The organism is Nitratiruptor sp. YY08-26, assembly GCF_016593215.1.
Lineage (GTDB): Bacteria > Campylobacterota > Campylobacteria > Campylobacterales > Nitratiruptoraceae > Nitratiruptor > Nitratiruptor tergarcus.
This window is the reverse complement of record NZ_AP023063.1, coordinates 191907-211525: the sequence shown is the minus strand read 5'-3', so window position 1 is coordinate 211525 and position 19619 is coordinate 191907. Positions and strand designations below refer to the sequence as shown.

Sequence of the window (19619 nt, the reverse complement as noted above, 5' to 3'; positions counted from 1 at the left end):
ATGCGCAGTATTATGCCTTCTGCATTTGTGCCATCTGCTTTGCTATTTTATCACATCTTTCATTCTCTTCGTGTCCAGCATGTCCCTTTACCCAGATTGCTTTAATCCTATGCGGTTTTGCCACCTCAACAAACTCTTTCCATAAATCAGGGTTTTTGACATTTTTAAAATTTTTGTGCACCCAGCCAGCAAGCCACTGATTAATTGCTTGCACTACATAGTTTGAATCACTATAGATCTCTACAATGCAAGGCTCTTTGAGAGCTTTAAGTCCCTCGATAACCGCACGAAGTTCCATACGATTATTTGTAGTATGTGGTTCTCCACCACTAATCACTTTTTCAGTATCTTTATAGCGCAATATCGCACAATACCCACCAGGACCAGGATTACCCAGACTCGATCCATCACTAAACAGAAAAACTCTCTTCATCCAACCTCTTTTTTTGCGTTATTATTCTCTCTACTGTAGGCGATCCCGCACTATGACAACCAGGACAGCGCGTAAAAGCAAAGGGATAGACACCTTTACACACTTCACAAAGATAGGAAAACTCTAAATCAGCCTTTGGGTAGTGTATTAAAAGGTCAAATATAAAATCTTGGCTACCAGATACCTCCTGCACATACCCTTTTGCAGTATAAAGTTCTTTGAGTGTAGTATCATGCAAAGAGATTTTCTCTCTTGGAAGTCTCCAGAGTATATCAAAGAGTTTTGGAATATCATTAGTGCGAAGATACTCCCATGCAACTATATGATTGGTTTGAAAAAGATACTCAAATATTAATCGAACAAGTTTTGGATCTTTTTGATAGATAGCTAAAAGCTGTTGCTCATCCCCTTTTTGTATAGCAATTTTTGCTAAGATATAGTCTCTGTCGCTTTTGCATCCAAGCTCTTCAAGTACCTCACAAACTCCAAGGGCTTTTTTGTATTCATATAATCTTTCATATACCAAAAGAAGCTTTTGTAAGACACGAGGACTTCTTGGATAGTAGCGTAAAATCTCTTCAAAAATCTCTACACTTCTTGCTAAGAATCCCGCTTTGTAGTAGAGTTCACCAAGTTTTTCCAAAATCCTCTTTTGCTCTTTAAAATCATAATTGTTTTTAAGTTTTAAATATATAGCTATTGCTTTTTCATAATCACCGCTTTTCGTATAAGCATCTGCCAAAAGCAGCAAAGCTCTATTGGCATCACCTCCTTCAATAATATTTGCTATCTCTTTATCTGCACTTGCTCTAAAACGTGCAAAAAAATCCTCTAAAGATCCTTTTTGTTTACGTACGCGCCAAAGTGCCCAGGTATAACTAAAAAAAGATATGATAAATATGAGGCCAAAAAATATAATAAGACTAAAGAGAGGATCCCTGTTTTGCAGCAATAAATCCAACGGCGCTCCTTTGACGCAATTATACCATCGATATGTTATAATGAAAACATGATAGATAAATCTTCCATAGAGCAGCTCAAAAACTCCATTGATATTGTGGATGTTATCGGTAACTACATCGAACTCAAAAAAGCGGGAGCCAACTATAAAGCACTCTGTCCCTTTCACAATGAAGATACCCCCAGCTTTGTAGTGAGTCCTTCAAAACAGATTTTTCACTGCTTTGGTTGCGGTGCAGGGGGAGATGCAATCAAATTTGTAATGCAATATGAAAATCTCTCCTATCCTGAAGCGATTGAGAAACTCGCAAGTATGCATAATTTTTCTTTGCAATACACTAAAAGCAAAAGCGATATCAAACCCCTCATTACAGCACTCCAGCAGATAAATAGCTTCTATAAAAAAAATCTCTTTACTCATCAAAAGGCACTTGCATATCTGCAAAGTAGAGGAGTAACAAATGCTTCTATTGAAAAGTTTGAGCTTGGCTATGCTCCATCAAGTCAAGAGCAGATAGAATACCTCAAAGCAAATTTCATACCTTTGCAAGATGCGATTGATGCGGGAGTATTAGCAAAAGACCAAACCCGTGTCTATGCACGCATGATAGAGCGCATTACCTTTCCAATTTTTTCACAAAATGGAGCAATTATTGGTTTTGGTGGTCGTACTATCAGCAACCATCCAGCAAAATACCTCAACTCTCCCGAAACAAAACTTTTTCATAAATCAAAGATCCTCTATGGCTACTCTCACGCCAAAGAAGCTATTTTTCAAAAGAAGCGCATCATTGTGTGTGAAGGATATCTTGATGTTGTCATGCTTCACCAAGCTGGTTTCAATACCGCTGTAGCTACACTTGGTACCGCATTGACAGTGGGGCATTTACCGCTTTTAAGGAGAGGAGAGCCCCAAGTCATACTCGCATACGATGCAGATAAAGCAGGTATCACTGCTGCCACGAAAGCTGCAAGACTTCTAAGCTCCAACGATATTGAAGGGGGAGTTGTCATTTTTCCAGAAGGCCTTGATCCAGCTGATATGGTAAAAAATGGTCAAATAGCAGAGCTTGAGCAACTCTTTTCTCACCCAACTCCATTTATTGAATTTATTTTGCAATCTATCGTCAAAAGCTACAACATCAAAGATCCCAAGCAAAAGCAAAATGCCCTGTATGAGGGAGTAGCATTTTTACGTACTCTCCCCGATCTCATAGCGCAAGAGTATAAAAACTACCTCGCTGCCCTTTTAGATATACTCCCCTCAAAAGTGCCTTTGCAAACCAAAAAAAATCAAAATATTCAAGAAGATATTCAAACAAAAGATACGAAAGAGCTCAGTATCATAAAAACAATTCTCTTGCATCCAGACCTCATAGATACTGTTTTAGACATCATCGAACCTCACCACTTTGTATATCATAGATCCGAGTTTGAAGCTGCAATAGCGCAAGACATGGACAATCCGCAACTTCGTGCGATTTTACTTGATGATGACATTTTACCTTTCAAAGAGCATCATCTTACCAGCGAATTATTAGTTTTTTTGATAAAATTCTACGAAAAAAGAATACAGCAAATAACAAAAGAGCAAATCTCTTTTACGCAAAAGAGTTTTCTCATTCGCAAATATAAAGAGTATATACGCAAACTTCGACAAGGAGAATTAGTCATTGAGTAAAATACGCGCATTGGCTCTCTTTAGTGGAGGGCTTGATAGTCTACTAGCTATGAAACTGCTTATTGAGCAGGGAATTGAAGTTATAGGTCTCTATTTTGATACAGGCTTTGGTGGAAAAGGAGATAAGGAGAAAAAGCGCTACTTGCAAGAGATTGCAAAAAAAATTGGTGCAAAACTCGAAATAATCGATATAAAAGAGCAGTTTATTCAAGAGATACTTTTTGATCCCAAGTATGGCTATGGCAAAAATTTCAATCCTTGTATCGACTGTCACGCCAACATGATCCGTGTAGCAAAAGCACTGCTGCCAAAATATGATGCGCACTTTATTATCAGTGGAGAAGTAGTAGGACAAAGACCTATGAGTCAACGCTTTGATGCACTCAAAAAGGTAGAGAATCTCTCTACTGCTGATGGATTGATACTGCGCCCCTTAAGTGCCAAACTTTTACCACCCACTATCCCAGAGCAAAAAGGGTGGGTTGATAGAGAAAAACTCCTCGATATTAGTGGTAGAAGCAGAGAGGTGCAGATGCGCTTAGCTAAAGAGTGGGGCATAGAAAATTATGAGAGTCCTGCTGGCGGATGTCTTCTCACTGATGAGCACTTTAGCAAAAAGATAAAAGATCATATTGCCCATGATACTTTCAGCCCAGAAGATGCAGATGTACTCAAATGGGGAAGACATTTTCGCTTACCATATGGAGCAAAACTTGTAGTAAGTCGCAACAAAGAAGAAAATGAGAAAATTCAATCTTTGCAACTAAGCAAATATGAGCGATTCTCCTTGCCTCTGCCAGGACCGCTGAGCCTCGTAAGCAAAAATGCAAATACTGCAGACAAAGAGCTTGCAGCAAAAATTGCCCTTACCTACTCAAAAGCTCAGCCTCAAGAAGTGTATGAGGTAAAAATCGGTGATGAAGTCTATATTGTCTCACCCTTTCCAAATAAAAGCGAAGCACAAAGGTATTTAATAAAATGAGAAACCAACCAAAATACTCCCTCTTTAAAAATGCCACCTATGCCCTCAGTGGGCTCAAAGAGTGTTTTATAAGTGAAACAAGCTTTAAAATTGAAGTGGTGCTCTTTATTATTTTTTGTATCGCTTTTTGGCTAACTCCTTTTTCACTCCTTTCAAAAATAGTCCTACAAACATCTCTTTTTATTCCCCTCATTGTAGAGCTTCTCAATAGTGCAATTGAGCGTACAGTAGATCTTGCTTGCTCCAAAATCCATCCCCTTGCTAAAGGCGCAAAAGATGCAGCTGCTGCTGCGGTACTCCTATCGCTCTTTTTAACTTTAGGCATCTGGGTAGCGGTATTTGTTTATGAACTATTATAAAGTTTTGGAGGAGAAGGAGTTTATGCTATAATTGCACTGCCAAGGGGCATTAGCTCAGTTGGGAGAGCGCCACGCTGGCAGCGTGGAGGTCACCGGTTCGAGCCCGGTATGCTCCACCAATAGCTTCTCCATATTTATCACCGTTTTTTAAAAATCCCCATAAAATAGCACTTCTTAAAGTATGCAATTTCTCTATTTATACACTCAACCATCTGTTAATCTTTATGCAATTTGAGTATGGGAATGAATATAATCTATTTAAGCCTCTTTTGTGAGGTTATCCATACTCAATCAGGAGATGATATGGGAAGAGTAGCAACGCCATTGAGTGATCGTAAAATCAAGCTTGCAAAACCAAAGGATAAAGTCTACAGACTCAGTGATGGCAATGGACTTATGCTGGAGGTAAAACCAAATGGCAATAAGGTCTGGAGAGTTCGCTATATATTTGAGAAAAAAGCGAAAATGTATACAATAGGAGACTATCCAACCATACTCTTTGGCTGAAGCAAGATACATAACAACGCAAGTGCGCAATAAAATTCTGCGAGGTATTGATCCTGTAAAAGAGCGCCAAGAGAAAGATCTAAAAAAAATCAATCGAATCAAAAAAGAAGTTTGAAACAATTGCAAGAGAATTTTTTGACCTCAAATCAAAAGAGTGGGCAAAAACCTATTATTCAAAGCAGATTAGAAAAGCAGAGATCTACATATTCCCATTCATTGGATTCAAAAATATCGATCGTATAACCAAAAGTGATATAGTAGATATAGTGAAGAATGTAAAATTCATTCAAACTCCATCTACGAAAAATACAGACAAAAATGAAACCTCCAGAAGAGTATTCAATCTCATTAAACAGATCTATCAATTCGCCCTGCATAATGACTATACTGAAGCAGACACTCCTAATCGGATAGATATCCATAAAATAGTGCCAAAATCCAAAATCGTATCAAGGCTGTAACTGATGAAAAAGAGATCAAAAATATCTATGAGAACATCCCACACGATTTTAAGGGATATCACATCATAGGCAATGCTTTGAAATTTTTGGCTCTAACAGCATTGCGCCCTGGAAATGTTCGCAACTTGCAGTGGAGATGGATTGATATGGAAAATAGAGTAATCACTTTTCCAGCTGAAGCAATGAAGAGTAAAAAGGAGTTTCGCCTCCCCCTCACAGACACTTTGGCCAAAATCATATATAATATGCGAGATCTCACATATCGCAGATCCGAATATGTATTTTGCTCTCCTGTCCACATGGGAAGGATGATGTCAGACAACACCCTGAATGTGGCACACAAAAGGCTTGGCATCACCAATCACAACGCTCATGGATGGCGCTCAAGCTTCAGTACCATTTGCTATGAGCATCAAAAAGAGCATGGCATGAGTGCAGAAGTCATTGAAGCGCAACTGCACCATCAAATAGGAAGCAGTGTCACAAGAGCTTATATGCGAAGTGATTTTTTGGAAGAGCGCAGAAATTTGTTAGAATGGTGGGAAATATTTTTAAAGGATGAAAAATGAAAAAATTACTTTTCTTATGGAGTTTGGCAATTTTAGCCATTGCAAGTATAGAAGATGAGAAAATAATATTGCAAAAGAAAGTTTTGCAATATAATGCACTGCAGCAGAAATATATTCCGATTATGAGAAGTGTTGGAGATATTTATTCACAATTACAGCCTCCTACCACGGTAAATCAACATTTTGTATTATATTTTAATGAATCAGCTCTATTATATCTATGGTATCAAAATGGTAAAAATTTCATTAGAGTTTTTCCAACTGGAGAAAAATTTTTTACTTGTAGTGCAAGTTTTAAAGTGATCCAAAATGGTATTCAACATAGAATACAATTATTACAAAAAGAAGACGGGCCTAGCTTTTGTGATGAATTATATACTCCTACAACTTTTAGGATAGCACCATATAGCTTTGATAATTTTGATGATACTGTACCTATAAATGATTTAATATATAAAGGATATGTCAACGGTGATAAAATATACCATCTTTCTGCAGAAATAATAGATGGAGAAGTTTCTAATAACAACTCATTTCAAACATGCGAGTCTCAAGTTTTATGTGGGAAGGTGGAAGACTATACAAAGAATACAGAAAATCTCCCTGGAGCGCCAAAAATAGTATATCCAAAAGAAGTAGTAGACCAGATAATAGAAAACAAACTCTCAAAATGTCGTCAAGATCCAAAATCATGTGGTATCAATGCTATTCCAATTATTACTACAAAAAGCGATCCAAATAAAGTTATAAATCAAATAAAAAATAAAGAGTTCTCCATCAATGGACATTACATTCATTATGGTGAAGGGAGCTATGACTGGATATATGTTCCATCAAGCCTGAAACATGTTTTAAAACTTGAAAAAGGTACTGATGAAAATTATAATTTACGATGGCTTCTCATCAACGGCGTAAAAGCCACAAAAAATGGGGACAAAATAACCTTCACAACTCCTTGATCTGTAGGAGATCGGAGCTATCTTTTCCGATCTCCCAGAGATATGCCCCTTTGCAATGCGTCTACCAAAAATAAAGTCTATCAGCCTCATAAAATGTCAAGCCGATTTAATCTTTCTTTTTACACAAAGGTAATATGTATAGCTGGAGATCGTGAAATTCTCCTGTTTATCGAAAATAAATTTGCAGCCCGGTCGAAACCAATTGCTGCAGTAAAAATATAAAGATATTCTCATATCACACCGATAGTTACTCACTCAACAATCCTATATCTTCAACTTTCACACCAGCACCTTTGCTTGCGATGAATGAAGCCATTTGTCTTTGCATCTCTATAGTTACACTTGGTTCATCAGGACGCAAGAGTGAGCTATGTGTTCCTGCAACAAATTTGGCATACACAACTTTATCAGGCACACGCACAAACCCCGGAGCAGTATCGAGTGGCAGAGGTTTAGCTCCCATGGCAGCTAAGAGTGGTTCAGTACCGCTCAGTGGTGCGCTTATGACACTATTTGGAATCACTGCATCATTTTCTACTTCAAACACAAGACTCTTTTGCTTTTGCCCTACACTTTTTGCATAATTTATCGGATCAGCATCGTCAATAAGCGTTTGAGAAACGAGTGTATACTTGTCATACTCTGGGCTACCTGGGACAATTCCATTAGCAGCCAATGCATTTTGCAAAATTGGTCCAAAGGTTTGTGAATTCATCAACAGCTGGATGATGCCACCACCTGGATTTGCAAGCACTGCCGTATCAAAACTTTTATTCGCCATATAACCAAAAGGTACCATCGCACCTAATGAGTGCCCTACATAGGAGATCTTTGAAGTATCAAACTTGACTCCCACACTATTGCCTAAAGCATGCACAAGGGCGGCGATATCAGCAACACTTTGGCGCATATTATCGCGAGAAATAGCAGGATTAGCAAGATTGATATAGTGGCTACCTGAGCAGTCTATCTCCCCATCAGGCTGAGCTGCCAACACATTACACTCCTCATCTTCAGTGAAGTAATCCACATTGAAGGTGCGCTCCAACGCTCCCATATACAGAGGTGAATTTTTATCAGTAATACCGTGCAAAGGCAGATCTATTGCAACTGCAGCACTGCAGATATTGGCAAAACTCTCTGCAACTGCAAGTAAATTGGTTCTATTTTGCGTAATACCATGTTGAAAAATAACAACTGGCCAACCATTTTGTGGCATGCTGCACGATTTTGGAATAGATGCCAAAACAGGTATAGTAAGCTTTACGCTCTCTTTTGGCTCACCATTATCAAATTGCATCTGTACATGCAGCGGTGCAACGGGATCATTTTGAGAAGGAATACCTAGATAGTAAGGAATATTTGTGAGTTTACCGACATACACTTCAGCATTGCCCTGCAAAGTGCTTACATCTGCACCACCAAGAGCCAAAAGATCTTTGGAAGTATGCCCACTATCTTGGAGAAGAAGTTTGCTATCATAGTTTTTGTCTGTTAAAAGTTTTGCAACTTTCCCTATTGTTTGCGTTTTAAAGCCAAAAATTGCAGCAACACTTTTTCCTTGCATACCTATTGCTGCCAAGAGTTTATGATAGTAGGGACGCAAAGCAGCAATTTTTTGTAGCGTTTGCGGAGCAAGACCATGCAAAGGAGCACCACTCTTATCAAAGAGCGGCTCCTCAGTATAGAGAAGATACCCAACCTTATCCGGAGTAAGTTTTGCCCCATTGATATCTATTACACCTCGCTTTATTACTACGACATACTCACTATCACCTTGCAAAGGCTTCAGAGGTAAAATCACAAGCTGTTTATCTTTCGTAATCACCTGAAAATCTTTATCGATTTTGAGCTCTTCTTGCAATTTTGTGGCTATTGGCAACGCAGAGTTTGGAACATGGGTATAACCAACTCTATAGATCTTAAGATTTCCATACAAAGAGGAGGGATCTATAACAGTATCAACTGGAATAACTATAGGTGAAATGGTAGAAAAACCATCAAGCATATTGAGTGAGCGCATCATAGGTGCTGAAGGACTCTGCGGATCGTAAGGTATATTGAGAGTTCCATCAGCCCTCTCTTGCGCTGTAGGCAAAAAAAGCAGATCATTAGGAAAAGGCATATGCTCTGCGAGATCGATTAAAAAGTGTTTCTGTCCAATTTTGATAAAACTTCCAGAATCACCACACCCTACCAGAAAAAAAGCTGCACCTAGAGCAAGAGCCATACGAAGATTTTTCATGGAGTATCCTTTATGGGGAAAATTAAAAATAGTTATAAAGTATGATATAGTGAGATTTTTTAAAAGAAGCTGAAAGAGGCCTTACGCCTCTTCCACAAAAGTTTTGAGGTGTTCTGGAAGGTCTGCTATGAGATCTTTCATTTCGCCTTCGCTAATATGGCGTTTAAGAAATGCAAATGTTTTTCTCACAAGCTCCGTAGCTTCATCCATATCACCAAAATCGTGCTGCGCTGCTCGATTGTCCTCCTCTTTCACAGCTGCTACAAAATCTTCCACTCTTTTAATGCTTTTATCTGGAAATTCGCTCATTTTCCATCCATTGATAGCTTCTGCTTTTATGCAGATTGGAAGTTGCGCTATAAAATCAAGATACTCTTGTGGAGCAATACGTCTTCTGATCACACGTAAAACAGCTCGTAAAATCCTCTCAGCCCTTTCACTATCTTCAATTCCGAGAGTTTGCGCAAGCTCTTTGAGAAACTCTCTTGCTTTTTGTACATCTCTTTCAAATCTCATGGCAACCTCCTTCACTTATTTTTAGATTATTATATAATTTCCTATGCAATACTATCTGCTACTAATGTTGCTCTTTGGAGCTATTCTTCTTATTTATGTTTTCTACCAGGCTTTTATCTTCTTGGTAACTGATGGTAGATATAAACTCTATAAACTCCTTGACCACTTTCCAAAAAAGTATCAAGAGTATTTAAAAGCCTACTTTCCCTTTTACAACCGCCTTCCTCAGCATTTGCGCAAACGGCTCGAAGCCTGTATCCTCACTTTTATAAAAGAGAAAGAGTTTATAGGAAGAAGTATCAAAATCGATGATATGAAAAAAGTTCTCATTGCAGCAGATGCATGCTTGCTCACAATTGGTCACGATCAGTGCGAATATAAACATGTAAAATCGATATTTGTCTACCCCGAAGCAGTAATGAAGCATGAAAAGATCGCCAATGGCTGGATTGTAACAGAGCAAGATCAGGTTCTCCTTGGTGAAGCGTGGCAAGGGGGAGAGGTGATTTTGAGCTGGAGAGATCTCGTTGCGGACAATCAAAATCCCAATGATGGTAAAAATGTTGGCCTGCATGAATTTGCTCACCAATTGGATATGGAAGATGGTGAAGCCGATGGCACGCCTCCCCTTCCACTACGACTCTATCCCCGCTGGAGCAGTATAATGAGCAAAGAGTTTGCAAAACTGCAAGAGCTTTATAAAAGACATAAAAAAGGATTTTTAGATTATTACGCTATCACCAACGCAGCAGAGTTTTTTGCAGTAGCAACGGAAGCCTTCTTTGAAAAGAGTGAAAGACTCCAAAAAGAAGAACCAGAGCTTTATGCAATCCTCCAGGAGTATTACAATCTTGACCCTGCTAGCTGGAATAAAAATAGGTAAAAATTTTTGTTGTGTTACATTTAGTGTCTGCTTCTCTATAAAAGATCTTTGACTTCCTGTATATCTGCTACACTATTGTAATAAAGCTTTGCTATAATCCGCAAAAAAAGGTGTAAGTATGGAGTACTATCTTTGGATCAAAGCTTTCCATATCATGAGCATAATCAGTTGGATGGCAATGCTTTTTTATCTGCCAAGACTCTTTGTCTACCATGCTGAGCATCGCTCCAACGCTGGTTTTGTTGAAGTTGTAAAAATTCAAGAGCACAAGCTTTATTATTTTATTGGCGTTCCAGCTTTTTGGGCAAGCGTTATTAGTGGTGGTATTATGATTTGGCTCAATCCTGCAATGTTTAAAAGCGGTATGTGGCTGCACATCAAACTCACTGCCGCTTTACTTCTTATCCTTTATCACTTTTCTCTACGCTATTTTTTGAAGCAGTTTGCGCAAGATACGTGCCAAAAAAGCGGCAAATTTTTTCGCGTATATAACGAAGTTCCCACAATTTTGATGATAATCATCGTTATTATGGCAGTAGTCAAACCTATATGAAAATTGCAGTGGCACTGAGTGGAGGTGGTGCAAGGTGTCTTGCACAACTTGGCTACCTCCATGTTTTGCAACAAAAACTTGGCATCGAGTTTGCAGCACTAAGTGGCAGCAGTGGCGGCGCAATTGTAGGCACCTTTTTGGCTCTTGGACTCTCACCTGCAAAAATTCTTGAAATTATTAAAAAGTTCAATTTTTCAAAAATTAAGCTCAACCTTTTACATGGAACTCTTTTTTCACTTGAGCCCCTTATCAAAGAGCTCCATCAATTAGGACTCAAAAGCTTTGATGAGTTACACATTCCTCTTTTTGTCACCCTCACCTCTTATGATGGCAAAGAGACCCTCTATGTGACAAATGGAGATCTTGCCCGCGCTGTTATAGCATCTTCATCATTAATTCCAATTTTTGCTCCTACTTTGATAGATGGCAAACAGTACATAGATGGAGGATTTAGCGATAATTTACCTGTGAATCCTCTGCTACAATCGAGGTATTTTACTCTAGCAATCAATGTTAATCCTCTTGACCATCTCACTTTTCCTCAAACCCTTTGGGGCAATTTCAAAAGAGCAGGCTACGTATTACTCAATACAAATATTCGCAACTCAATTGCAAAAGCTGATAAATACGTACAGATTGATAGGTGTCAAAATTTTGGTATACTTGAGAGAAAAAATTTTGATGCTATCTATGCACTTGGCATACACCAAGCCGAAAAAGAGCTCAAAGAGTGGGAAGAAATATGTTTGAAAAACTCCTCGATAAAATCGTCTCAATAGTCTTTATTCCGCCAAAATACCCTATGCGCTTTCGGGAGTTGATGGAAGCAAATAGAGTATTAGTAGATAACCTCTCTATAGATACTATTCCAGGACTTAAATTTTGCAGACTCAAACTCTACCTTATCTATTTTATACTTTGGAATCTCATTATTATCCCATTAGCTCTCCTTTTTCATACATTCTTAGCAAAACTCGATTGTCATATCTCCATAATTTTGGCTATTTTATTTACACTTCTCTTTTTTGGTACATATAAAATATTTGAAAATAGAGTCAAAGAGTATGCAGCCCAAAAACTTATCAAAGAGGGATGGAAAAACTATCTACCACATTTTCCTTATGAAAAATATCATATAGAAGTAGCACAAATATACAAAGAAGCGCTCGATCGCGATATCGCAAAACATAAAATAGAGCAATTTATTATCGATAAACTCATCGAGTCCAAATAAGTTTTGTTTTAAAGCCCAAAGTGTTATCTGTCATCTTTATCCATTGCAAATGTATGGCCCATAGAGGGCTTAGAATGCCAAGAGCAATTGGAAATCTTTTGTAGTAGAGACTCTTTTGCTCTGCAGCGGCACTCTCTACAATACCTATAAACTGCACTCCTTGGATCTTTATAATCTCTTTTTCACAAAGAGCGATAGTACCAGCAACTTTGGAGTTTTTGTAGATATCTTGCATATGATGTGTATGCAATTCACTCGCAAAAATAAGAGCTTTATGCTCTTTATCGTAAGCATAAAAGCAGTTTGCTGCATAAGGACTGTATTCCGTGCAGGTTGCAAGAGTGAGCAGATGGTTATTTTCTAAAAATTTTTCAATCTTTTTTTCCATTTGTATATAATAGCAAAATGAAAATTGTTATATCGCTTATACTCTCTTTTTATACATTGCTGGGGGCACAATATACCATTGACTTTCTTGGCAACAAAACATTTACCAAAAAGCGCCTTTACAAAGAGCTTGGATTTGAACAAACACTTTGGCAAAAGATATTACACAAAAAATTTCGTCCCAAAGTAGAAGAAAAACTGATTCCTACTCTCTACGATGAGCTTAAGCTCTTTTATCAAGAGCAAGGCTTTTGGGATGCAAATATTACAGCGAAAATACAAAAAGATATACTCCTTTTTATTATTGAAGAGCATACCCCTTTGCACATCTCTGCTATTGCAACCACATCCGACTTTCCTATAGAAAGCTTTATACCATTTAAAAAAGGAGATCGTTTTATTGTCTCCCAATTTGTCAAGATGAAAAAAGATATAAAAGATGCTCTTTTAAAAAATGGCTACTGCAGCTATGAATTTATACCAAAAGCGTACGTTTATAAAAAAGAAAAAAGTGTTGTCATTTCAATCTATCTTGCTAAAGGCTCTTTGTGTAAAATAGAAACTATTTCCATTCATGGTCTTCAATCTATTCCAGCAAAAGTTATAAAAGATCATATCTATGTACAACCGGGGGATATTTTTTCATTATCAAAGATTGATGAGAGTTATAAAAGGCTCTACTCACTGGAATATTTCAATGCTGTGAGATTTGATTATTCAAAAAAGATAGATAATAAGATTTTTTTAGATATCAACTGCAAAGAGAGAAAAAAAGTTCACCTCTATAAAGCAGGAGTGGGATTTGAAAGCGATAGAGGCGCAATAGTAAGTTTTCAATACAAAAACCTCAACTATCATGCTAAGCAGATTTCATTGGATCTTTTTTATGCAGATATCACCAAAAAAGTTGAACTTGGCTATTTTATGCCTTCTTCTATTACATTATTCCACAATAGATATGACATAAAACACACTTTCTCTTATACACAAGATAAGTTCGATATTTTCAAAAGTAAAGAGATAACTTATAAGTTAAAACTCCTCAAAGAGGATTATAATAAAGGGATCTCATTTGGTCTTCAGCCAAGTCATATACAAATAGCAGATACTAATGAGAGCTGTATAAAATATAAAAACTATACGCTTTTAACACCTTTTATTGATATCCTTATTGACAAACGCAATGAAAAGCTCTTTCCTACTCATGGATATTTTTTGGGACTTTTCGCACAAGGCTCCTTACTTGATGGAGAGTACTTTAAAACTTCTGTAAAAGCCGGATTTTACTATGCACTTCCTAAAGGTGTACTATTTCTCAAAGGAACTCTTGGAGAGATCTTAGGAAACAAAATCCCCCCTACAAAACTCTTTATAGCAGGCGGAGTGCAAAGCAATAGAGCGTACCCATTTCGATCCCTCTATGCACTTGATAGTAGCTGTAAAATTGGTGGCAAGTCTCTTTTAGCAACTACAGTAGAGTATCGCTATCCTCTCGATTCTTACTATCTCGCACTCTTTTGGGATCGTACCTATATAGATAGTAACACACTACAATTTAACAAAGCAGTTGACGGAGTAGGAATTGGCATACTCTATCCCACAGTCGTAGGAACAATTAAGGTCTATTTTGGTTTCAATCCATCTCATATTGCGCAAAATTCTTTAGGACTCTATATAGGAGCCTCCTTTTGAAAAAGATCTTGCAATTTCTCCAGATTTTCCTCATAGTTGTTATGGCATTTGTATTAGCTGAGCATTTCTCCCACTATCTCCAAACCCTTATAACATCACAAATACAAAAAAGTGGCATAGAGTGTCAACTTACAATCAAAAATATCCATACACTCACTTGCAAAAATATTCGCTATCATCAAAAGCCATTGGCAAAGAGTCTCTCTTTGACATTGAGATATGCTCCTTTGCTCCAAGGAATAGCATATATTGAAAATGTAACTATCAAAGATCTCAATATAAATACACTTCTTAGTATCCAATTATCACAAAATAAAGAGCAAAAAAGTTCCAAACTCCTTGTAAAACCATTTATCAAAAAAGCTTATATTAATGCATTTTACTCCTATGAAGGTACACATCGCTTAACACTCCAGGCAAAAAATATCTCTCTTCAAAAGGCAAATATTTCTTCTTTACACATAGTAAGCCCTTATGCAAAAGTCAAGGCTTTTGGTATATATTCCAATCAAACACTACAACTTCAAGGAAATATTAAAGATCTTACATATCAAATGATACGTGCAGCGACGATTCCTTTCACAATACAAGCAGATCCCAAAAAGATCGCATTCTCTCTTACACCAGATAAATTTTTTATCTATAACTATCAATTTGTCAAAAATAAAATAACTGGAAAATATAATTATCAGTCCCTCTTTATCCAAGCAGATACGTCAACAATCTACAAAAAAAGCCAAGCAGTTTTGCATATAAATGCGATATATGACAAAACACTCCACTATGAAGCGAATGCTACGATCAATAACAAAAGATATAACATTCCTATCAATCCTCTTGCTTACCAAAAACTATATGCCCATATAAATGGAGATCTGAAGAAAACAGATGCGAAAGTTTTCAATCAATTTTTATCAATTGATATAAAACGGCAAAAAGATAGCGCCACATTTAAAACCTCTCTTATACAAACACATGATCTCAATAGCTCTCTTCCAAAAGATATGTACCTGCAACTTATTGGCTCGGCCAATCCCAATGAGCAAAACTTATCGATCTTTTCAAACTATGTAGAAGGAGAATTTTCTCATGCAAAAAAGCAGATACAAGGCACATTAGAGTTTAAAAAAAGATATAAAGATTTTAATCTCCCTGCACTTGGCCCTGTGACAATAGAAGCAAACCTTGCTACCAAATCGTTTTTTCTGCAAGCTAAAAACATTATTCTAGAAGTATTACAAAAGAGTGCTACTCTCAAAATTGACGATGCACTCTGTTCAGCTCAAAAGCGCGATCAACTGTTCTCTTTCTCTTGCAATATCAATCATCTACAAAACTTAACAAAAACCATCTCACAAATCTATCCTATACCACAACTATCGGTAGATCATGCTGTGAACGCTTCTGGAAAGTACAGCATAGATACACAAAATTTCACTCTTCACTCCAAAGTCCAACCTCAAAACAGAGTCTCTCCTTTAGAGTATCTCGAATACAAACTCCATGGCAATCCAAAGCAGATTATCCTCGATTACTACGCTTTACTTCTCAAAGATCACGGCTTTTACGCTACAAAACCTTCAATTATAGAATTGAAAAATGACGGCATATATGTTCAAGAGTTTTGGATTGAGGATAAGGTAAAAATTAGTGGCTTTTACAATTTTTCTACCACATTGGGAAAATTCCAAATCAAGGCCAAAGATTATCGATACTCCTCTATAGAAGGGGATATACGCACAAAAATCGATATTGATGCACAAATCAAACAAAACAAAATTGAAACTACAGGAACTCTCACCCTCCTTGGAGGAGTCATAACCTATTCCCCTAAAAAAGAGCGTATAGTCAAAGATGAGGATATAATAGTTATCGATGAATTACAAAGTCCACAGGAGAGCTATTTTTTAAAAAATGTAGCAATTAATATCAAAATCGATGCTAAAAAACCAATTCTTTATAAAATACCAGATCTCTACGCTCTTACAAGTCCAGATCTTCTCCTTTATAAAGAGTTTGGCAAACAACTGCAACTACTGGGTATGATCAAAATCTTCAAAGGAGTGTATCATCTTCCAAATCAAGAAAATATTGAGATCTCATCATCTGTAATTGATTTTTATGGGCCTGTGGAAAATCCTCTACTCGATCTTCATCTTATTACCAGAAAAGATCGCTATATTATCTATATTACAGTAGCGGGCGAATTAGAAAATCCTATAGTAAACTTCGATAGCGAACCTTATCTCAAGCCTAACGAAATACTCTCTTTGCTTGCATTTGGCACAAGCAGTAAATCTCTCATCAGTGCAGCACTAGGAGGAGATAAACTCAGCAGTATGCTCTCAAATCTTTTCATAAAAGATCTTGTTGCAAATTTTGGCATCAAACTCGATACACTCACACTTCTTACAAGTGCAAATCGTATCGGTTTTGAGATTGGGAAAAGAGTAAGTAACAAAATTACAATAATTTATAAAAATGATGAAATCTCTACACTTATTATTCGGTATCAAATAAGCAAAAAAGTAGAGAGTGATATTATTTTTGGTCCCCAAAAAAGTGGCGCCCATCTTTATTATAGAGAGATGAGATGAGATGAGAAGATATAGAAAGAATTTCAAGATATTATCAACATTTTTATGTACACTTCCAAAAATTTTTAAGGAAAATGATGAAAAAAGCTATATTTTTTGATCTTGATGGCACTCTCATAGATAGCGCACCAGATCTAGCTGATGCACTTAACCATACTCTTGAGACATTAAATCTTCCAACCTATCCACTTGATACCATTCGCACATGGATAGGTGGCGGAGCATCTATACTCGTAAAACGAGGGCTTAGTGGCTCCAAAGAGGTAGAGGATATTAATAAAGAGCTTTTTCAAAAAGCTCTTAAGATTTTCATGGAATACTATGGCAAAAATCTCACCCATAAAACCTCCCTCTATCCGTATGCAAAAGAGATACTTGAAACTCTTAACAAAAACTATGACCTCGCTCTCATTACCAATAAACCCTTTGCATTTATAGAGCCTCTCTTAAATCATTTCGAGCTTCATCATTTCTCACTTGTTCTTGGAGGAGACAGCCTGCCCCAAAAAAAGCCATCTGCCATGCCTTTGGTTTTTGCCCTTGAAAAATTTGGCATCAAGAGTAATGAAGCACTCATGGTAGGTGATTCAGCCAGTGATTACCTTGCAGCCAAAGAGACAAAAGTGCCGGTAGTACTTGTCAAATATGGATATGACCAGGAGATTGATGCCTTTAATGTGCCAAAAATTGCATCTTTGAAAGATTTAATGGAGCTGGTATGAAAATTGCAATCATTGGTGGTGGAGTAGCAGGAGCAAGCGTAGCAATATATTTGCGTAAACTTGGTCTCAAGCCTACTCTTTTTGAGAAAAAACCGATGCTCATAGCCGGACCTCCAGCCTGTCATCTGCACGCAGGAGGGAATCTCTACCCAGATATCGATGATACGCAACGCAAGCAACTTTTAAAAGAATCAATTGAATTTTTACGCTTCTATCCCCAAGCAATTGAGAAGCGCCCTACACTCCTCGCAATTCCAAAGCATATTTCTATTGATATAGATGAGCTTATACAACGAACCAAAAAACTAGCGCTCTACTACAAAGAGCTTATTGAAAAGGATCCAGCAAATAGAGTGTTAGGAGAACCACAAGAGTATTTTCTCACTTTTTCTAAAGATGAAGTTGTAGCACTCCAAGGTAAAACTCCTAAAAAAGTGCCAAAAACACCTGGGGAGTGGCTTATCCCTTTTGCCAATGAGATAGATATCAATAAACTCAAATTTCCTGTCATTTTAGTCCAGGAGTATGGCATCAATATCTTTCGTCTCAGTGCAATAGCGCAGCTTCTGTTGCAAGATGCTGATGTGAGATATGAGACTTCAGTTGTAGATGTGAAAAGAAGCGGTGATAGTTTTATCGTTATATCTAAATGTAATAATGCATGCAAAGAAGAGTACTTTGACTTTCTCATCAATGCTGCAGGGTTTGAGAGCGGAATGATTGATGACTTTTTAGGTTATTACAGGGAGCGCATTGTAGAGTTCAAAGCCGCATATATTGCAAAATATTGCGACGATTATCTCTATCCAGAGATGATCTTCCATGGTATTCGTGGAACTGACAAAGGCATGGCACAGTTTACCCCCTATCCAGCTGGCTATTATCAACTTCACGGTATGCGCAAAGATATCACTCTCTTTGAAGATGGAGTCGCAAAGAGTGAACCTCCATCAAGCCAGCCAAAATTACCACTAAAATATATAGAGTTTATCGAAAAAGGCTTCAATCCAGATCTAGCAATCAAGAGAACACAAAAGGCTATATGGTATGTGAGTCGCTATCTGCCACCATTTGCCGATGCCACACCCACACCTACCCCACTCTTTGGTGCTCAGCAAGTCCCAGGGAGAGATTTAAGCCTGCGGGCAGCTGAGGTATCTTTTGAAGGAGATAGATACGCTCGCTGTGAGATTGTCAAAGTCTCTTCTATCTTTACAATGGCAGATGCAATTGTAGGCAAACTCATAAAACTCCAAGCACTTCCCCATACTACCCAGGGTGTACGCGTCGAAGGGGAACTTTTAGATGAAAAATTGATAGATGATCTTGCGCAAGAGATTGCTAAAAAGAGAGGGTATCCACAGGAAATGGCTAAGCTTTTGATACCTTACATTGGCGAAGAATAGATGAGCGAAGTTCTCCTATATCGTATTTTTTAGCGGTTTTAATGCGAATAAGTGGCACCCCTGCACTCTTGCAGGCCCATTCGATAAATATATCCCGCTCTACTCTATCTGCTCTCCTATGACTCGCATCATCCAGCTCAATTGCTGCTACAATCGAGAGCTTTGCATCACAAAGTACATAGTCAAAATGTTTACAAGCAACTTTGTTAAAAGCACTTTGCCAGCGGCTTCTATCTTTTGCACTTACTGGCAGTAAGACATCAGCAGCTCGCACTTTTGCAAAGATATAAAACTCGTTCCCCACGGCCTGCTGGAGATGGATAAAAAATTTTCGCTCGCTTGGGGTAAAAATTTTTTGCACTGCTTTGTATTTAAGTGGTGGCTTTCTTCTAAAAAAGTAGAGTATGAGAAAAAGGATTATAATAAATAGAACAAAGATGAGAATTTGATCAAATGGAAGATTAGACAATGTT

At 37.6% G+C, this 19619-nt stretch carries 21 protein-coding genes and 1 tRNA gene; 16 read left to right on the top strand and 6 right to left on the bottom strand.

Annotated features, from left to right (window positions below; all coding sequences use genetic code 11):
* Positions 1 to 10: 10 nt before the first annotated feature.
* Both rnhA and JG738_RS01220 read right to left on the bottom strand, forming a co-directional pair.
* Positions 11 to 433 (bottom strand): ribonuclease HI, encoded by a 423-nt coding sequence (gene rnhA / locus JG738_RS01225; protein ID WP_201337972.1) that lies wholly within the window; start codon positions 431 to 433, stop codon positions 11 to 13.
* The gene (locus JG738_RS01220; RefSeq protein ID WP_201337971.1) at positions 411 to 1394 is read right to left on the bottom strand and encodes a lipopolysaccharide assembly protein LapB; all 984 of its coding nucleotides are present in this window, start codon (positions 1392 to 1394) and stop codon (positions 411 to 413) included. Before JG738_RS01220 ends, rnhA begins: the two co-directional genes overlap by 23 nt.
* Before the next feature lie 48 nt (positions 1395 to 1442).
* Here JG738_RS01220 and dnaG point away from each other — a divergent pair, with 48 nt between their 5' ends.
* The 8 genes from dnaG to JG738_RS01180 all read left to right on the top strand — a co-directional run bounded on the left by dnaG (position 1443) and on the right by JG738_RS01180 (position 6911).
* Positions 1443 to 3074, top strand: coding sequence for a DNA primase (gene dnaG, locus JG738_RS01215; protein ID WP_201337970.1), 1632 nt, complete (start codon positions 1443 to 1445; stop codon positions 3072 to 3074).
* On the top strand, positions 3067 to 4056 hold the full coding sequence (locus JG738_RS01210) for an argininosuccinate synthase domain-containing protein (protein ID WP_201337969.1): 990 nt from the start codon (positions 3067 to 3069) through the stop codon (positions 4054 to 4056). Before dnaG ends, JG738_RS01210 begins: the two co-directional genes overlap by 8 nt.
* Positions 4053 to 4415 (top strand): diacylglycerol kinase, encoded by a 363-nt coding sequence (locus tag JG738_RS01205; RefSeq protein ID WP_201337968.1) that lies wholly within the window; start codon positions 4053 to 4055, stop codon positions 4413 to 4415. The genes JG738_RS01210 and JG738_RS01205 overlap by 4 nt, the downstream gene beginning before the upstream one ends.
* Positions 4416 to 4458: 43 nt before the next feature.
* A tRNA-Ala gene (locus tag JG738_RS01200) sits at positions 4459 to 4534 on the top strand.
* A gap of 184 nt (positions 4535 to 4718) precedes the next feature.
* Positions 4719 to 4922, top strand: a complete 204-nt coding sequence (locus JG738_RS01195) for an Arm DNA-binding domain-containing protein (RefSeq protein WP_201337967.1) — start codon at positions 4719 to 4721, stop codon at positions 4920 to 4922.
* A gap of 92 nt (positions 4923 to 5014) precedes the next feature.
* Entirely contained in the window at positions 5015 to 5383 is a 369-nt protein-coding gene (locus tag JG738_RS10605) for a hypothetical protein (RefSeq protein WP_371815597.1), read from the top strand.
* Complete coding sequence (locus tag JG738_RS01185) at positions 5359 to 5952, top strand: site-specific integrase (protein ID WP_201338692.1); 594 nt, start codon at positions 5359 to 5361, stop codon at positions 5950 to 5952. The genes JG738_RS10605 and JG738_RS01185 overlap by 25 nt, the downstream gene beginning before the upstream one ends.
* Positions 5949 to 6911: a hypothetical protein gene (locus JG738_RS01180; RefSeq protein WP_201337965.1), complete on the top strand. Its 963-nt coding sequence runs from the start codon at positions 5949 to 5951 to the stop codon at positions 6909 to 6911. Before JG738_RS01185 ends, JG738_RS01180 begins: the two co-directional genes overlap by 4 nt.
* 247 nt (positions 6912 to 7158) lie before the next feature.
* On the opposite strand, the gene JG738_RS01175 is transcribed toward JG738_RS01180, so the two are convergent.
* Both JG738_RS01175 and JG738_RS01170 read right to left on the bottom strand, forming a co-directional pair.
* Entirely contained in the window at positions 7159 to 9156 is a 1998-nt protein-coding gene (locus JG738_RS01175) for a hypothetical protein (protein WP_201337964.1), read from the bottom strand.
* A gap of 81 nt (positions 9157 to 9237) precedes the next feature.
* Positions 9238 to 9672, bottom strand: a complete 435-nt coding sequence (locus tag JG738_RS01170; RefSeq protein WP_201337963.1) for a DUF2267 domain-containing protein — start codon at positions 9670 to 9672, stop codon at positions 9238 to 9240.
* A 64-nt stretch (positions 9673 to 9736) separates the two neighbouring features.
* Between JG738_RS01170 and JG738_RS01165 the strand changes: the two genes are divergently transcribed.
* From JG738_RS01165 to JG738_RS01150, 4 genes are all read left to right on the top strand, one after another.
* Positions 9737 to 10555, top strand: coding sequence for a zinc-dependent peptidase (locus JG738_RS01165; protein ID WP_201337962.1), 819 nt, complete (start codon positions 9737 to 9739; stop codon positions 10553 to 10555).
* Positions 10556 to 10673: 118 nt separating this feature from the next.
* Complete coding sequence (gene hemJ, locus JG738_RS01160) at positions 10674 to 11108, top strand: protoporphyrinogen oxidase HemJ (protein WP_201337961.1); 435 nt, start codon at positions 10674 to 10676, stop codon at positions 11106 to 11108.
* On the top strand, positions 11105 to 11887 hold the full coding sequence (locus JG738_RS01155; RefSeq protein ID WP_201337960.1) for a patatin-like phospholipase family protein: 783 nt from the start codon (positions 11105 to 11107) through the stop codon (positions 11885 to 11887). Before hemJ ends, JG738_RS01155 begins: the two co-directional genes overlap by 4 nt.
* The gene (locus tag JG738_RS01150) at positions 11851 to 12342 is read left to right on the top strand and encodes a hypothetical protein (RefSeq protein WP_084275142.1); all 492 of its coding nucleotides are present in this window, start codon (positions 11851 to 11853) and stop codon (positions 12340 to 12342) included. The genes JG738_RS01155 and JG738_RS01150 overlap by 37 nt, the downstream gene beginning before the upstream one ends.
* On the opposite strand, the gene JG738_RS01145 is transcribed toward JG738_RS01150, so the two are convergent.
* Positions 12326 to 12730 carry a pyridoxamine 5'-phosphate oxidase family protein gene (locus tag JG738_RS01145; protein ID WP_201337959.1) on the bottom strand — a complete coding sequence of 135 codons (405 nt, stop codon included), beginning with the start codon at positions 12728 to 12730 and terminating at the stop codon, positions 12326 to 12328. The two genes, JG738_RS01150 and JG738_RS01145, sit on opposite strands and share 17 nt — an antisense overlap.
* Positions 12731 to 12747: 17 nt before the next feature.
* Between JG738_RS01145 and JG738_RS01140 the strand changes: the two genes are divergently transcribed.
* The 4 genes from JG738_RS01140 to JG738_RS01125 all read left to right on the top strand — a co-directional run bounded on the left by JG738_RS01140 (position 12748) and on the right by JG738_RS01125 (position 19146).
* Complete coding sequence (locus JG738_RS01140; protein ID WP_201337958.1) at positions 12748 to 14421, top strand: autotransporter assembly complex family protein; 1674 nt, start codon at positions 12748 to 12750, stop codon at positions 14419 to 14421.
* Positions 14418 to 17018: a translocation/assembly module TamB domain-containing protein gene (locus JG738_RS01135; protein ID WP_201337957.1), complete on the top strand. Its 2601-nt coding sequence runs from the start codon at positions 14418 to 14420 to the stop codon at positions 17016 to 17018. The genes JG738_RS01140 and JG738_RS01135 overlap by 4 nt, the downstream gene beginning before the upstream one ends.
* A 77-nt stretch (positions 17019 to 17095) precedes the next feature.
* Positions 17096 to 17740 (top strand): phosphoglycolate phosphatase, encoded by a 645-nt coding sequence (locus JG738_RS01130; protein ID WP_201337956.1) that lies wholly within the window; start codon positions 17096 to 17098, stop codon positions 17738 to 17740.
* Positions 17737 to 19146, top strand: a complete 1410-nt coding sequence (locus JG738_RS01125; protein ID WP_201337955.1) for an FAD-dependent oxidoreductase — start codon at positions 17737 to 17739, stop codon at positions 19144 to 19146. Before JG738_RS01130 ends, JG738_RS01125 begins: the two co-directional genes overlap by 4 nt.
* Here the strand turns inward: JG738_RS01125 and JG738_RS01120 are convergent.
* Positions 19112 to 19615, bottom strand: a complete 504-nt coding sequence (locus JG738_RS01120) for a DUF2726 domain-containing protein (protein WP_201337954.1) — start codon at positions 19613 to 19615, stop codon at positions 19112 to 19114. The two genes, JG738_RS01125 and JG738_RS01120, sit on opposite strands and share 35 nt — an antisense overlap.
* Positions 19616 to 19619 lie beyond the last annotated feature (4 nt).